Below are 15,013 nucleotides of genomic sequence, written 5' to 3'. Positions count from 1 at the left end.
GCTTCCTGTCAATTTCTCTGCGGTGAACGTGTCAAAGGCGCTCGCCGCCGCGCCCTTGACAATCCCGGCTCCCGGCAAAGAAAACCGCCGCTTCGCGGTACCCTCGGCTTATTGCGCCTGGCTTTCGGGTCGGGTACGACGTCACATCCCTGTGCCGCGCACCCTCCGCCCGCTCCCGGCGGGCGGCCCCGGCCTGTCGCAAACGCCTCGGCGATTTTCAGCCGGACCTCCCGTTCCCTCCGGCTTCTTCTTTGCCTGAACGGGGCTCGGGTGTTGAGTCCCCGCTGAAATCGGCGAACCGGAGACCGGATGACAAGGTCTGGACGCCAGGGAAGGCGGCCAGAGGCGACATGAGACAGGATGTCGAATGGAGCCGACCGCAGGCAGAGGGTCGGGAGGTAAGCGTAGTGCGAAGCACCGATTTCGCTGCGGGGCCACGGGGATCGATAAGGGGGCCGTGGCGGCCCCCTTATCCCGTTCACAGGATGTGAAGTGACAGAATCAGCAGGTCATACAGTGAACGGAATGACCTGCAAGGCTTGACTGACAAGCATTACCGCTTCCGCGGCCTTTTTGCATCTGACCGTTAACGCTTATGCGTAAACCGGGAAACGGGCGCAGATATCCAGCACTTTCCCTTTGATGCGCTCAATAGCGGCTTCGTCATGGATGTTGTCCAGAACGTCACACATCCAGCCAGCCAGCTCTTTCACTTCCGCTTCTTTAAAGCCGCGGCGAGTCACTGCCGGGGAACCGATACGGATACCGGAAGTCACAAACGGGCTCTTCGGATCGTTCGGCACGCTGTTTTTGTTCACGGTGATGTTGGCGCGGCCCAGGGCTGCGTCCGCTTCTTTACCGGTCAGGTTTTTATCAACCAGATCCAGCAGGAACAGATGGTTTTCAGTACCGCCAGACACCACTTTGTAGCCACGATTCAGGAACACTTCCACCATCGCTTTGGCGTTTTTCGCAACCTGCTGCTGGTAAACTTTAAACTCTGGTTCCATCGCTTCTTTCAGCGCCACGGCTTTCGCCGCGATAACGTGCATCAGCGGGCCGCCCTGTGCGCTTGGGAACACAGCGGAGTTCAGTTTCTTGTACAGATCTTCGTCGCCGCCTTTCGCCAGGATCAGGCCGCCGCGCGGACCCGCCAGGGTTTTGTGGGTGGTGGTGGTGACGACGTGAGCGTGTGGAACCGGGTTCGGGTAAACGCCTGCCGCAATCAGACCGGCAACGTGCGCCATGTCAACGAACAGGTATGCGCCGATACTGTCGGCGATTTCACGCATTTTTGCCCAATCAACGACGCCGGAGTAAGCAGAGAAGCCACCGATGATCATCTTCGGTTTGTGGGTCTGAGCCTGCTTCGCCATGTCTTCGTAGTCAATTTTACCAGACTCATCAATACCATAAGGGATGATGTTGTACAGTTTGCCGGAGAAATTCACCGGGGAGCCGTGAGTCAGGTGGCCGCCTTGCGCCAGGTTCATACCGAGAACGGTATCACCCGGTTGCAGCAGCGCGGTGTAAACGGCGAAGTTCGCCTGGGAACCCGAGTGCGGCTGCACGTTGGCGTAGTCTGCGCCAAACAGTTCTTTCGCACGGTCAATCGCCAGTTGCTCAACGATATCGACATATTCGCAACCACCGTAGTAACGCTTGCCCGGGTAACCTTCAGCATATTTGTTGGTCAGCTGAGAGCCCTGCGCCTGCATCACACGCGGGCTGGTGTAGTTCTCGGAGGCGATCAGTTCAATGTGCTCTTCCTGACGTACTTTTTCCTGCTCCATAGCCTGCCACAGTTCGGCATCATAATCGGCAATGTTCATTTCACGCTTTAACATCCGCATCTCCTGACTCAGCTAACAGTAAAATTTTTAAGCCCTGATGGACAACGGCCAACAGTATAACTGATTAGTTCTGCGATAACAGGTCTTGACAAACGAATTTACGCAAACGTTTTCGTCCAGACTACACAAGGGGTTGACGAATCATAGCCTTGCTATTTTCAATGGATTTCTTTTCAGGTTTGTGATGCGAATAATTCATGTTGTAACGAACATCATGCAAAGCGACAAAGAACCATTTACAACGCAGGGGTATTTTCTATAAGATGCATTTAAAATACATCATTATGATAACACTGGAAGGAAGTTGCCATGCTTGACGCTCAAACCATCGCCACCGTGAAAGCCACGATTCCCCTGCTGGTAGAAACTGGGCCAAAACTCACCGCCCACTTCTACGATCGCATGTTTACGCATAACCCGGAGCTCAAAGATATTTTCAACATGAGCAACCAGCGTAACGATTCCCAGCGCGAAGCGTTGTTTAACGCCATTGCCGCCTATGCCAGCAATATTGACAACCTGGCGGCGCTGTTGCCGGCGGTGGAAAAAATTGCCCACAAGCACACCAGTTTCCAGATAAAACCAGAACAATACAACATTGTTGGCGGCCATCTGCTGGCGACGCTTGATGAGATGTTTAGCCCAGGCCAGGAAGTCCTGGACGCCTGGGGTAAGGCCTACGGCGTGCTGGCGAACGTGTTTATCAACCGTGAAGCACAAATCTACAGCGACAATGCCAATAAAACCGGCGGCTGGGAAGGCACCCGCGCGTTTCGCATCACCGATAAAACCCCGCGTAGCGCGCTGATTACCAGCTTCGAGTTTGAGCCGGTAGATGGCGGTGACGTGGCCGACTATCAGCCAGGCCAGTATCTCGGCATTTGGCTGAAACCGGAAGGGTTCGCGCATCAGGAAATCCGTCAGTACTCCCTCACCCATAAACCCAACGGCAAAGGCTACCGCATTGCGGTGAAGCGTGAAGACGGCGGCCAGGTCTCTAACTGGCTGCATAATGAAGCAAGCATCGGCGATGTGGTACAGCTGGCGGCACCGGCGGGCGACTTTTTTATGACCGTCGATGCTGACACGCCGGTGACGCTGATTTCCGCGGGCGTCGGTCAGACCCCTATGCTGGCGATGCTCGATACGCTGTCCAGAACCGGCCATAGCGCTGAGGTAAACTGGTTCCACGCGGCAGAAAATGGCGATGTCCACGCGTTTGCCGGGGAGGTCTGCGCCCTTGGCGAGACGCTGCCGCGCTTCACCGCCCATACCTGGTATCGCCAGCCGACGGCGGAAGACCGCGCCAACGTGCGTTTTGACAGCGAAGGTCTGATGGCGCTCAGCCAGTACGAAGGGCGGTTCAGCGCGCCCAATATGCAGTTTTACCTCTGCGGCCCGGTGGCCTTCATGCAGTTCGCGGCAAAACAGCTGCTGGCGTTAGGCGTGACATCAGAAAACATTCACTACGAATGCTTTGGCCCGCATAAGGTCCTGTAACCTCTTCGTCCTTATCTCGTCGTGCAGCATCATCCTGAAGCTGTACGACGAATTGCCGCATTTTCACCCACTTTTATGCCGAAAACCCCGCCGATAACGCCAAAGGCCATGGACCTTGTCAAAAAAATGAGGGGGGGAATTGTGTTATGATTGCGGCTTTCCCGTTTTCTCTTGAGTCTTTTTTTTATGCAACAACCTGTTGTACTCATCGGGGAGTGGCTGGTTACGCCGTCCATAAATCAAATTAGCCGTCAGGGACGCCAGCTAACACTTGAACCTCGTTTAATCGATCTTTTAGTCTATTTTGCCCACCACCCGGATGAAGTGTTGAGCCGTGACGAGCTTATCGACAACGTCTGGACCCGCAACGTGGTGACCAGCCACGTCGTCACCCAGAGCATTTCCGAACTGCGTAAGTCGCTGAAAGATGGCGACGACAGCAGCCCGGAATACATTGTCACGGTACCGAAACGCGGCTACAAGCTCACGGCTACGGTCATCTGGTGCACCGAAGAGGGTGAAGAACCTGTCATGGTGGTGCCGCCCGCCGCCATTGTCCCGCCGGAAGCGCTACCGCCTGGCGCTGTGTTACCTGGCGCGCCGGACCCAGCGCCAGTAGAGCCATCGGATAAGAAACCGGAAAAACGCAAACGCATCGCCACATTTTGGGTGTGGTGTCTGTTCCTTCTGGCATTAGGCTCCTGCGTGGCGCTGGTGGCAATGTCGACCATCAGTTCGCACCCCCCGGTCACCAAGACACGACTGCTGCTGAACCCGCGCGATATCGATATTCGCCTGATGAACGGCAACTCGTGCAACAACTGGGCGTCTCAGCGCTCCTATGCGGTGGGACTGGGAAGCCTCATCACCACCTCGCTGAACACCTTTTCCACCTTTATGGTGCATGACAAAACGAACTACAACATCAATGAACCCAGCAGCTCCGGGAAAACGTTGACCATTGAATTCGTCAACCAGCGCCACTACCGCGCGCAGCAGTGCTTCATGTCCGTGCAACTGGTGGATAACGCCGATGGCTCAGTGATGCTGGATAAACGTTACTTCATCACCAGCGATAACCAGTTGTCGATTCAGAACAACCTGTTAAGCAGTTTGTCAGAAGCGCTGACGCAGCCGTGGTCGGAACGGATGCAGGCGATGCTCAAACTGTACCAACCGTCGCAGAGCATGTCGCTGTCGCATTTCTATGAAGCGCACCAGATGCTGATGAATGGCGATGCCGATTCATTAAGTAAAGCCAGCGCAATTCTCGACAGCATTATTAAACAGTCTCCCGACTTTACCTATGCATACGCAGAAAAAGCACTGGTAGATGTATTTCGCCATTCACAGCAGCCCCTTGACGAAAAGCAACTGGCGGAACTCTACGCGGAAATTAATCGGGTAAGTGAAATGCCGGGAATTAAAAACACCTCGGTATTTTATCAAATCAAAACGATTGACCTGCTCGGCAAGGGAAACGTCAGCGGCGCGTATGATGCCATTAATACCGGTATCGACCTGGAAATGTCGTGGCTGAATTATGTGTTGCTGGGAAAAGTTCACGAGATGAAAGGCGAGAACCGACTGGCAGCCGATGCGTACATCACAGCGTTCAATTTACGACCTGGTGAGAACACGCTGTACTGGATTGAAAACGGCGTATTCCAGACCTCCGTCACTCGCGTTGTTCCCTATCTCGACAACTTCCTCTCTTCAGAATAAGTAAAGCCTCATCATGCCCAATCCTTCGGGCATGATGAGGTTAAATTTATGTTTCTCATAAAACCCCATAATGTTATTTGTTTTTAACCTATCCCCGCTGCAAACCAACACATCCTTAACGTCAAGACCAGTTCGTAAAGCATTGTAGATAAAAGATGTTTATCTTTTTATGATGTCAACATGTCATCTTGATATGTTAATTGAAAAACCTCAAGACCTCATTTGTCTGATGTTTGTCGTTATTTCACTTTATCTTTAGGACTTCTCCCGTCCGGATCATTAATCTTGTTGGCAGTCGGTCGGATCAATAAATGGTTCTGCATCATGATCTGCACCTCCAAATAATATTCAGGAGAAACAAAACATGAGTTCTGCCAAAAAGATCGGGCTATTTGCCTGTACCGGCGTAGTCGCCGGTAATATGATGGGGAGCGGGATTGCTTTATTACCCGCGAACCTCGCCAGCATCGGTGGCATTGCCATCTGGGGGTGGGTAATCTCTATTATTGGTGCGATGTCTCTGGCTTATGTTTACGCCCGACTGGCGACCAAAAACCCACAACAGGGCGGCCCTATCGCCTACGCCGGGGAATTATCTCCAGCCTTCGGTTTCCAGACCGGCGTGCTTTATTATCATGCAAACTGGATTGGTAACCTGGCTATCGGGATTACCGCAGTCTCTTACCTCTCCACCTTCTTCCCCATTTTAAATAATCCGGTTCCGGCAGGTCTTGCCTGTATCGCTATCGTGTGGATTTTCACCTTCGTGAATATGCTCGGCGGGACCTGGGTTAGCCGCTTAACGACTATCGGACTCGTACTGGTGCTGATCCCTGTCGTGATGACCGCGGTTATCGGCTGGCACTGGTTTGACGTTGCGACCTATCAGGCCAACTGGAACACCTCTGCGACCACTGATTCACACGCCGTGGTAAAAAGTATCCTGCTCTGCCTGTGGGCCTTCGTTGGTGTTGAATCTGCCGCCGTCAGTACCGGTATGGTGAAAAACCCGAAACGTACTGTACCGCTGGCCACCATGCTGGGTACCGCAATGGCGGGTGTCGTGTACATCGCCGCGACTCAGGTTATCGCGGGTATGTATCCTGCGTCTCAGATGGCCTCTTCCGGCGCGCCGTTCGCCGTCAGCGCCTCAACCATGCTGGGCGGCTGGGCTGCACCAGTGGTTTCTGCGTTCACCGCCTTTGCTTGCCTGACCTCTCTGGGGTCCTGGATGATGCTGGTTGGTCAGGCGGGTGTTCGCGCTGCCAGCGATGGCAACTTCCCGAAAGTGTATGGTGAACTCGACAGCAATGGTATTCCGAAAAAAGGCCTGCTGCTGGCTGCCGTTAAAATGACCGGCCTGATGATCATCATCACCATCATGAACTCCAGCGGTGGTAAAGCCTCTGACCTGTTCGGTGAACTGACCGGTATTGCCGTACTGCTGACCATGCTGCCGTACTTCTACTCCTGCGTAGACCTGATTCGCTTCGAAGGTGTCAACACTCGCAACCTGGTAAGCCTGGTGTGCTCTGTCCTGGGCTGTGCGTTCTGCTTCATCGCGCTGATGGGCGCAAGCTCCTTCGAGCTGGCCGGCACCTTCATCGTCAGCCTGATCATTCTGATGTTCTACGGTCGTAAAATGCACCAGCGTCAGCACAGCAATGACGCCACCGAACGCAAAACCGCAGACGCCCTTTAATACCTAACCCTTTTCTCTGGCTCCTTCCTTCACCTGTCACATCGTGACGGGAGGGGCCTTTCATACCTGGAGATACGACTATGAACGTTATCGCAATCATGAACCACATGGGTGTCTACTTTAAAGAAGAGCCTATCCGTGAACTGCATCGCGCCCTTGAACGTCTGGACTATCGCATTGTCTACCCGAATGACCGCGAAGACCTGATGAAGCTGATTGAAAATAACTCCCGCCTGTGCGGCGTTATCTTCGACTGGGATAAATACAACCTCGAACTGTGCGAAGAAATCAGCAAACTGAACGAATACATGCCGCTGTATGCTTTCGCCAACACCTACTCTACGCTCGACGTCAGTCTCAATGACCTGCGCATGCAGGTACGTTTCTTCGAATATGCGCTGGGCGCCGCAGACGATATCGCGGCAAAAATCAAACAGAATACCGACGAGTATATCGACACCATTCTGCCGCCGCTGACCAAAGCGCTGTTCAAATATGTTCGTGAAGGTAAATACACCTTCTGTACCCCAGGCCATATGGGCGGTACGGCGTTCCAGAAAAGCCCGGTAGGCAGCATTTTCTATGACTTCTTTGGCCCGAACACCATGAAGTCAGATATCTCCATTTCCGTGTCTGAGCTGGGCTCCCTGCTCGACCACAGCGGTCCGCATAAAGAAGCCGAAGAGTACATCGCTCGCGTCTTCAACGCCGAACGCAGCTACATGGTGACCAACGGTACGTCTACCGCCAACAAAATCGTCGGCATGTATTCCGCACCGGCAGGCAGCACTGTACTGATCGACCGTAACTGCCACAAATCGCTGACCCATCTGATGATGATGAGCGACATTACGCCGATTTACTTCCGTCCGACCCGTAACGCCTACGGCATCCTCGGCGGCATCCCGCAGAGCGAATTCCAGCGTGCGACCATCGCCAAACGCGTTAAAGAAACTCCGAACGCCACCTGGCCGGTACATGCGGTTATCACCAACTCCACGTATGACGGTCTGCTGTACAACACCGATTTCATCAAGAAAACGCTGGATGTGAAATCCATCCACTTTGACTCCGCCTGGGTACCATACACCAACTTCTCGCCGATTTATGAAGGCAAGTGCGGTATGAGCGGCGGCCGTGTGGAAGGGAAAGTGATTTATGAAACCCAGTCCACCCATAAGCTGCTGGCGGCATTCTCTCAGGCTTCCATGATCCACGTTAAAGGCGATGTCAACGAAGAAACCTTTAACGAAGCCTACATGATGCACACCACCACGTCTCCGCACTACGGTATCGTGGCCTCCACTGAAACCGCTGCCGCGATGATGAAAGGTAATGCCGGTAAGCGTCTGATTGACGGTTCTATCCAGCGTGCTATTAAGTTCCGTAAAGAGATCAAACGTCTTAAAGGCGAATCCGACGGCTGGTTCTTCGACGTATGGCAACCGGAACATATCGATGGCCCGGAATGCTGGCCGCTGCGTTCTGACAGCGCATGGCATGGTTTCAAAAACATCGATAACGAGCACATGTATCTCGACCCGATCAAAGTCACCATTCTGACTCCGGGGATGCAGAAAGACGGCACCATGGGCGACTTTGGTATTCCGGCCAGCATCGTGTCGAAATACCTCGACGAGCACGGAATCGTGGTTGAGAAAACCGGCCCGTACAACCTGCTGTTCCTGTTCAGTATCGGTATCGACAAAACCAAAGCGCTGAGCCTGCTGCGCGCGCTGACCGACTTCAAACGCGCGTTCGACCTGAACCTGCGTGTGAAAAACATGCTGCCGTCGCTGTACCGTGAAAATCCTGAATTCTATGAAAACATGCGTATTCAGGAACTGGCGCAGAACATTCACAAACTGGTTGAGCATCACAATCTGCCGGACCTGATGTTCCGCGCGTTCGAAGTGCTGCCGGCCATGGTGATGACGCCATACACCGCCTTCCAGAAAGAGCTGCACGGTCAGACCGAAGAAGTTTATCTCGAAGAGATGGTTGGCCGCGTGAACGCCAACATGATCCTGCCGTACCCTCCGGGAGTTCCACTGGTCATGCCAGGTGAAATGATCACCGAAGAAAGCCGTCCGGTGCTGGAATTCCTGCAGATGCTGTGCGAAATCGGCGCTCATTATCCGGGCTTCGAAACCGATATCCACGGCGCATACCGTCAGGCGGATGGTCGTTACACCGTTAAAGTGCTGAAAGAAAACACCAAGTAAGTTGAAGCACTAAAGGGAAGTGGCTTGCCACTTCCCTTTTTTCACGCCGTTCAGGAGATGACATGAAAACACCCTCACAACCGCGCGCGATTTATTACATCGTGGCGATTCAAATCTGGGAATACTTCAGCTTTTACGGCATGCGTGCCCTCCTCATCCTCTACCTCACTCATCAACTCGGCTTCGATGACAGCCATGCCATCAGTCTGTTTAGCGCCTACGCTTCTCTGGTTTACGTTACCCCTATTCTCGGCGGCTGGCTTGCCGACCGCCTGCTCGGCAACCGCACCGCGGTCATTGCCGGGGCACTTCTGATGACGCTTGGTCACGTCGTACTGGGCGTCGAATCTGATTCAACCTGGAGCTTATACGTCGCGCTGGCGATCATCATCTGCGGTTACGGCCTGTTTAAATCCAATATCAGCTGCCTGCTGGGCGAACTGTACGCCCCTGATGATAGCCGTCGCGACGGTGGCTTCTCGCTGCTGTATGCCGCAGGCAACGTCGGGTCTATCGCCGCGCCGATAGCCTGCGGATTGACGGCCCAATGGTACGGCTGGCACGTCGGTTTCGCCCTGGCGGGCGTCGGCATGTTTATCGGACTGCTGATCTTCTTAAGCGGCCACCAGCACTTTCGCCATACGCGCGGCGTTGATAAGCCTGCGCTACAGGCGGTCAAGTTTGCGCTGCCCACCTGGGGATGGCTGCTGGTGATGCTCTGCGTGGCGCCGGTATTCTTTACGCTGCTGCTGGAAAATGACTGGGCGGGCTATCTGCTGGCGGTGGTCTGCGTCTTCGCCGCGCAGATGGTCGCACGCATTATGATAAGGTCCCCGGAGCACCGCCGCGCGCTGTGGCAGATAGTCCTGCTGATGCTGACCGGCACGTTGTTCTGGGTACTGGCCCAGCAGGGCGGCAGCTCAATAAGCCTGTTTATCGACCACTTTGTAAACCGTCACCTGATGGCTATCGAGGTGCCGACCGCGCTGTTCCAGTCGGTCAACGCCATCGCGGTGATGACGGCAGGCGTGGTGCTGGCCTGGCTGGTACGCCCGGAAGGCAACGGACGTTCGGTGCTGCGCGTATGGTTGAAGTTTGCCTTCGGGCTGGCGCTGATGGGCGGCGGATTTATGCTGCTGGCGCTGAACGCACGGCGCGGTGAAATGCACGGTCAGGCGTCGATGGGTATGATGGTCGCCGGGTTGGCGCTGATGGGTTTTGCCGAGCTGTTTATCGACCCGGTGGCGATGGCGCAGATAACGCGCCTCAATATGCCTGGCGTCACCGGCGTGCTGACCGGTATCTACATGCTGGCGACGGGCGCGGTGGCCAACTGGCTGGCGGGCGTTGTCGCGCAGCGTACTACTGAATCGCAAATCAGCGACACCGCCATCGCCGCCTACGGGCACTTTTTCTCACAAATGGGGGAATGGACGCTGGGGGTGGTGGTCGTGATTGTGGCCGTTATCGTTATCCGACGGATGCTGAGCAGTACCACCGTTTGTGTGCCTGAGACGCCTCACGATTAAGGCGTTTTTCGCTGCCCGCGCCCGGGCAGCGAAACGATTTCCCTGCGGTGGGGGAGAATATTAAATTGCCGCGTCGTCTTCTTCGCCGGTACGGATACGAATCACGCGCGCCACGTCGAACACAAAAATCTTACCGTCACCGATTTTGCCGGTCTGCGCCGTACGGATAATGGTATCCACACAGGTATCCACAATATCGTCGGTAACGACGATTTCAATCTTCACCTTCGGCAGAAAATCCACCATGTATTCCGCACCGCGATACAGCTCGGTGTGACCTTTCTGACGGCCAAAACCTTTCACTTCCGTTACCGTCATCCCGGTGATGCCGACTTCCGCCAGCGCTTCACGCACATCATCGAGTTTGAAGGGTTTAATAATCGCATCAATCTTTTTCATGGTGTCCTGTCTTTTTAAACGCGTAACCGGTTGCTCCCTGTATCATAACGTCGGGAAAGTCGCGGTGCTACTCTTTAAAATCATTCGCATCCAGCTCATGGCGCGACAGCAGTTTGTAAAACTCGGTGCGGTTGCGCCCGGCCATGCGCGCGGCGTGGGTGACGTTGCCGCGGGTTATCTGCAAAAGCTTGCGCAGGTAGTTCAGCTCGAACTGGTTGCGGGCGTCAACGAAGGTCGGCAGCGCCGTATTCTCGCCTTCCAGCGCCTGTTCCACCAGCGCATCGCTAATCACCGGCGAGGTGGTCAGCGCCACGCACTGCTCGATAACGTTCACCAACTGGCGCACGTTGCCCGGCCAGCTTGCCGTCATCAGCCGCTTCATGGCATCGGTGGAAAACGCGCGAACGAACGGTTTATGCCTGTCGGAAGCCTGCCGCAGCAGGTGGTTCGCCAGCAGCGGAATATCTTCAGTACGTTCCGCAAGCGAGGGGATCTTCAGGCTCACCACGTTCAGGCGATAGAAGAGGTCTTCGCGAAACTCGCCGCGCGCCATCGCTTTCGGCAAATCCCGATGGGTGGCGGAAATAATGCGCACATTAATGTCGATATCGCGATTGCTGCCCAGCGGTCGCACCTTGCGCTCCTGCAGTACGCGCAGCAGCTTCACCTGCAAAGACAGGGGCATATCGCCGATTTCATCCAGAAACAGCGTGCCGCCTTCCGCCGCCTGAAACAGCCCTTCCCGGCTGCTGACCGCGCCGGTAAACGCGCCGCGCGAGTGGCCAAACAGCTCGGACTCCAACAGTTGTTCCGGTAGCGCGCCGCAGTTAATGGCGATAAAAGGCGCCGAATGGCGTGGGCTGGCGTTATGGATTGCCTGGGCGAAAATCTCCTTCCCGGTGCCGCTCTGGCCGTTAATCAGGACGCTGACGTCCGATTGCGACACCATTCTCGCCTGCTCCAGCACACGCAGCATCACGGGACTGCGGGTAACAATCGACTCGCGCCAGCGTGAGTCCGCTGACGCCGCCGTATGCACCAGCGCCTCGTCGATGGCTTTGTACAGCGCATCTTTATCTACGGGCTTGGTCAGAAAGCTAAACACGCCCTGCTGCGTTGCGGCAACCGCGTCAGGAATCGAACCATGCGCCGTGAGGATGATAACCGGCATGCCCGGCTGCCGCTTCTGGATCTCGGCAAACAGCTGCAGACCGTCCATCTCGTCCATCCGCAGATCGCTTATCACCAGGTCGACCTTTTCCCGCGCCAGTACGCGCAGGCCTTCATGGCCGCTTTCCGCCGTCACCACGGTGAACCCTTCGCTGGCCAGACGCAAACCGAGGAGTTTGAGCAGGCCAGGATCGTCATCCACCAACAGCAGGTGCGCGGGTTTACGTCCTGTCATGGCTTCACCTCATCAGCAGAAGCCGCCTCAGCCGGGGTATGGCTGCTGGACGGTTTACGGCTGGACAGCTGACGTTCAATATCCGTCAGGCTTTCCAGCTTGCGGGTAGTCAGATCGAGCTGGCTGCGCAGATCCTGCTGTTGCTGGCGCAGCGTATCCAGCTCGCCGTCTGTTGACTGCTGGAGCTTGCTGTAGCGCGAGCGCGTATCCGACAGTTGCAGTTGCAGAGCCTGGCCATCACGCCAGAGCTGGTACAGCGGTCGCACCTGAGCGGGCATCTGCGGGCTGAAGGTATCCAGGCGGGCCATCATGTCCCGGCGCTCAACAGGCGTAATTTTGGCGTTGGCGAGCAAAATGCCGCGGCGGAAGGCATCCTGCCAGCGTTCTTCATCGTGCTCGCGGGCTTCGCTGCGCAGCAGCTCCGGCGACAGACGCTGGGCGCAGTCCATGCCGCGCAGCCAGTAAAGCGGGTTTTTCTCTGTGACTTCGCCATGCAAGGCCCAGACGTCCGCACAGTCGGTCGAGAGGAAATCAGCGACCTGCTGTTGCGGTAATTGTTCTTCGGTGCTGTGTGCCTGTCCCGGTGACGTAGATGAAGAACAGCCCGCTATCAGCAGGCAGCACGCGCTCATCAAGGCGCGGCAACGCCGCGCGGACCGGGAAAAAAAGGCGATCGGACTATGGGACATATTCACCAGACGTCGTTTCATTTCGTGGATTTATCCGCTGCGATAGCCGGTAATTCAATGCGAAAACAGACATTGCCGGATGGGCTCTCAACCAGGCGCAGTTCCCCTTGCATTCGTCGTACACAGTCGCGGGCAATGCTGAGCCCCAGACCGCTGCCTTTTACCGCGCCCTTACGTTGGTGGCTGCCCTGATAAAACGGCTCGAAAATTAAGGTTTTTTCCGCATCGGGAATGGGCGTGCCGCTATTGGCGACCTCAATCCACACCTTGCTATCCTGCAAACGGCTATGAATATAAATGTTACCGGATTCAGCACCATAGTGCACCGCGTTGGAATAGAGATTGTCCAGTGCGCTCATCAGCAGCATGGGTTCTGCCTGACAAAACGCCGCATCCAGCCTAATGCCAGTATGCATCATTTTAGCGCGTGACGGTAAACTGTTTGCCGAGATAACCATCTCCACCAGAGGCGCAATCTCAACGGTTTCCAGCTCGACTGCGGTATCCGCCAGCTTGCGGTTATAATCCAGAAGCTGCTCAATGAGCTTTTGCAGATTGCGGCTGCTGTCATCAAGGATAGACACCACTTCCTTTTGTTCCGCCGTCAGTGGACCTACGACCTCATCAGCCAGCAGTTCAGTGCCTTCGCGCATGCTGGCAAGCGGGGTTTTAAGCTCGTGAGAAAGATGGCGTAAAAACTGATGCCGCTGCGACTCCAGCCAGGAGAGGCGCTCGCTCAGCCAGATGATACGCTGACCGACTGAACGCAGCTCGCGAGGGCCGGTAAACATCACCGCGCTACCGATGGATTTCCCTTCGCCAAGGCGGTTTATCATCCGCTCAATCCCCTTCACCGGACCGATGATCATACGGGTAAACAGCAGCACCATCGTCAGACTCACCAGGAACAGCACCAGCGCCTGCCAGCCGAAAAAACGCCCGCGTTCGGCAATCTCCTGCTGAAGCTGCTGTCCGCGCGAGAAAATGACCGCGCGCGTTGCCTGCACCATCTCGCTGTTCGCCGCGGCAAACGCGTCCAGATTCGCCGCAAAGGTCGCTTCCGGGGCGCTGTTTTGACAGCGCAGTTGCGCCAGCACGTCCAGATCGTTACGTAGCGTCTGATACAGTTTGTCATCCGGCAAAACACCCGCATGAGCATCCAGCATGTCGCTATAGCGCTTGCGCTGTCCCTGATACACCGTCGCAAGCGTGGCGTCGTCCAGTACGCAATACTGGCGATAGCTGCGCTCCATTTCGACCGCGGCGTTGATCATCGCCTCGCTGCGCCGGGCATCGATCAGGGTCGTCTGGTTGGTCATCGCCGCCTGGGCGCTTAAGGCGTTAAGGCTTTGCCACGCCTGCCAGGCCAGTACCAGCAGCGGGATCAGGATCAGCAGAAACGACAGCATGACCAGTTGGCGTAATGAGCGGGGAAAAAGAGACCAGCGTTTCAATCGGTTCGTCTCAAAATGAGGGCTTTCAGGAATGCTAACTGAGGATGTGGCGCAGATACAACAAAGCCGGGTAAAAACCCGGCTTTGTGATGGAATAAGGCGGTGCCTAACTCAACGTTTCGCCCGAGGTTTGATATAGCTACGCTGATATCAGAAAGTTGGACGGCAGGCACCTGTTTGTGCGTCATTCGAATTTTATGTAGCACGTCCCTAAGGGGCTGACATAAGCAGGTGAATGAGCCACTGTCATTTATTATGCAGCAACTGTGCCACAATAAAAAGAAAATATTTAATGCAATGATAAATAACGATTTTCGTATTTATTTTTAAACTGCGCAGTCCAGCCGTTTTTTGGAAAAGTGTCGCCAAATGGCAACACCTCTACAGAGCAAAAAATAAATCCACTAATATCAAATAAATAAGTGTCGCCATTTAGCGACACTCCATTTCCCCTGTGTCGCGTATTCCCGACACGTTTTTCCTCCACCATAAAAAAACCCTTCGCCACATGGCGAAGGGTTTTTATCCCATA

Annotated in this window: 11 protein-coding genes; 5 read left to right on the top strand and 6 right to left on the bottom strand. The window is 55.0% G+C overall.

Annotation, left to right across the window (positions count from 1 at the left end):
* Positions 1–593 precede the first annotated feature (593 nt).
* Positions 594–1,847 (bottom strand): serine hydroxymethyltransferase, encoded by a 1,254-nt coding sequence (glyA, locus tag JO226_RS05615; protein WP_293494582.1) that lies wholly within the window; start codon positions 1,845–1,847, stop codon positions 594–596.
* 315 nt (positions 1,848–2,162) lie between these two features.
* Here glyA and hmpA point away from each other — a divergent pair, with 315 nt between their 5' ends.
* The 5 genes from hmpA (at position 2,163) to dtpD (ending at position 10,534) form a co-directional block, all read left to right on the top strand.
* Complete coding sequence (hmpA, locus tag JO226_RS05610; protein WP_293494579.1) at positions 2,163–3,353, top strand: NO-inducible flavohemoprotein; 1,191 nt, start codon at positions 2,163–2,165, stop codon at positions 3,351–3,353.
* A gap of 186 nt (positions 3,354–3,539) precedes the next feature.
* Positions 3,540–5,078, top strand: coding sequence for a lysine decarboxylation/transport transcriptional activator CadC (gene cadC, locus JO226_RS05605; RefSeq protein WP_293494576.1), 1,539 nt, complete (start codon positions 3,540–3,542; stop codon positions 5,076–5,078).
* A gap of 364 nt (positions 5,079–5,442) precedes the next feature.
* The gene (cadB, locus tag JO226_RS05600; RefSeq protein WP_293494573.1) at positions 5,443–6,780 is read left to right on the top strand and encodes a cadaverine/lysine antiporter; all 1,338 of its coding nucleotides are present in this window, start codon (positions 5,443–5,445) and stop codon (positions 6,778–6,780) included.
* Positions 6,781–6,860: 80 nt separating this feature from the next.
* A complete protein-coding gene (gene cadA, locus JO226_RS05595; RefSeq protein WP_293494570.1) occupies positions 6,861–9,005 on the top strand; it encodes a lysine decarboxylase CadA in 2,145 nt (714 codons plus the stop codon).
* 62 nt (positions 9,006–9,067) lie between these two features.
* On the top strand, positions 9,068–10,534 hold the full coding sequence (gene dtpD, locus JO226_RS05590) for a dipeptide permease DtpD (RefSeq protein ID WP_293494566.1): 1,467 nt from the start codon (positions 9,068–9,070) through the stop codon (positions 10,532–10,534).
* A gap of 60 nt (positions 10,535–10,594) precedes the next feature.
* Here dtpD and glnB read toward each other — a convergent pair whose 3' ends face one another.
* The 5 genes from glnB to JO226_RS05565 all read right to left on the bottom strand — a co-directional run bounded on the left by glnB (position 10,595) and on the right by JO226_RS05565 (position 14,971).
* Positions 10,595–10,933 carry a nitrogen regulatory protein P-II gene (gene glnB / locus JO226_RS05585; protein ID WP_002914032.1) on the bottom strand — a complete coding sequence of 113 codons (339 nt, stop codon included), beginning with the start codon at positions 10,931–10,933 and terminating at the stop codon, positions 10,595–10,597.
* A gap of 67 nt (positions 10,934–11,000) precedes the next feature.
* Positions 11,001–12,338: a two-component system response regulator GlrR gene (glrR, locus tag JO226_RS05580; RefSeq protein WP_293494460.1), complete on the bottom strand. Its 1,338-nt coding sequence runs from the start codon at positions 12,336–12,338 to the stop codon at positions 11,001–11,003.
* The gene (qseG, locus tag JO226_RS05575) at positions 12,335–13,048 is read right to left on the bottom strand and encodes a two-component system QseEF-associated lipoprotein QseG (protein WP_293494457.1); all 714 of its coding nucleotides are present in this window, start codon (positions 13,046–13,048) and stop codon (positions 12,335–12,337) included. Before qseG ends, glrR begins: the two co-directional genes overlap by 4 nt.
* Entirely contained in the window at positions 13,045–14,481 is a 1,437-nt protein-coding gene (locus JO226_RS05570) for a HAMP domain-containing sensor histidine kinase (protein WP_293494454.1), read from the bottom strand. Before JO226_RS05570 ends, qseG begins: the two co-directional genes overlap by 4 nt.
* A 289-nt stretch (positions 14,482–14,770) precedes the next feature.
* Positions 14,771–14,971, bottom strand: a complete 201-nt coding sequence (locus tag JO226_RS05565; protein ID WP_293494451.1) for a hypothetical protein — start codon at positions 14,969–14,971, stop codon at positions 14,771–14,773.
* Positions 14,972–15,013 lie beyond the last annotated feature (42 nt).

Source organism: Pluralibacter sp., from assembly GCF_019237635.1.
Classification (GTDB): Bacteria; Pseudomonadota; Gammaproteobacteria; order Enterobacterales; family Enterobacteriaceae; genus Enterobacter_B.
This window is presented reverse-complemented; position numbering and strand designations above follow the sequence as displayed.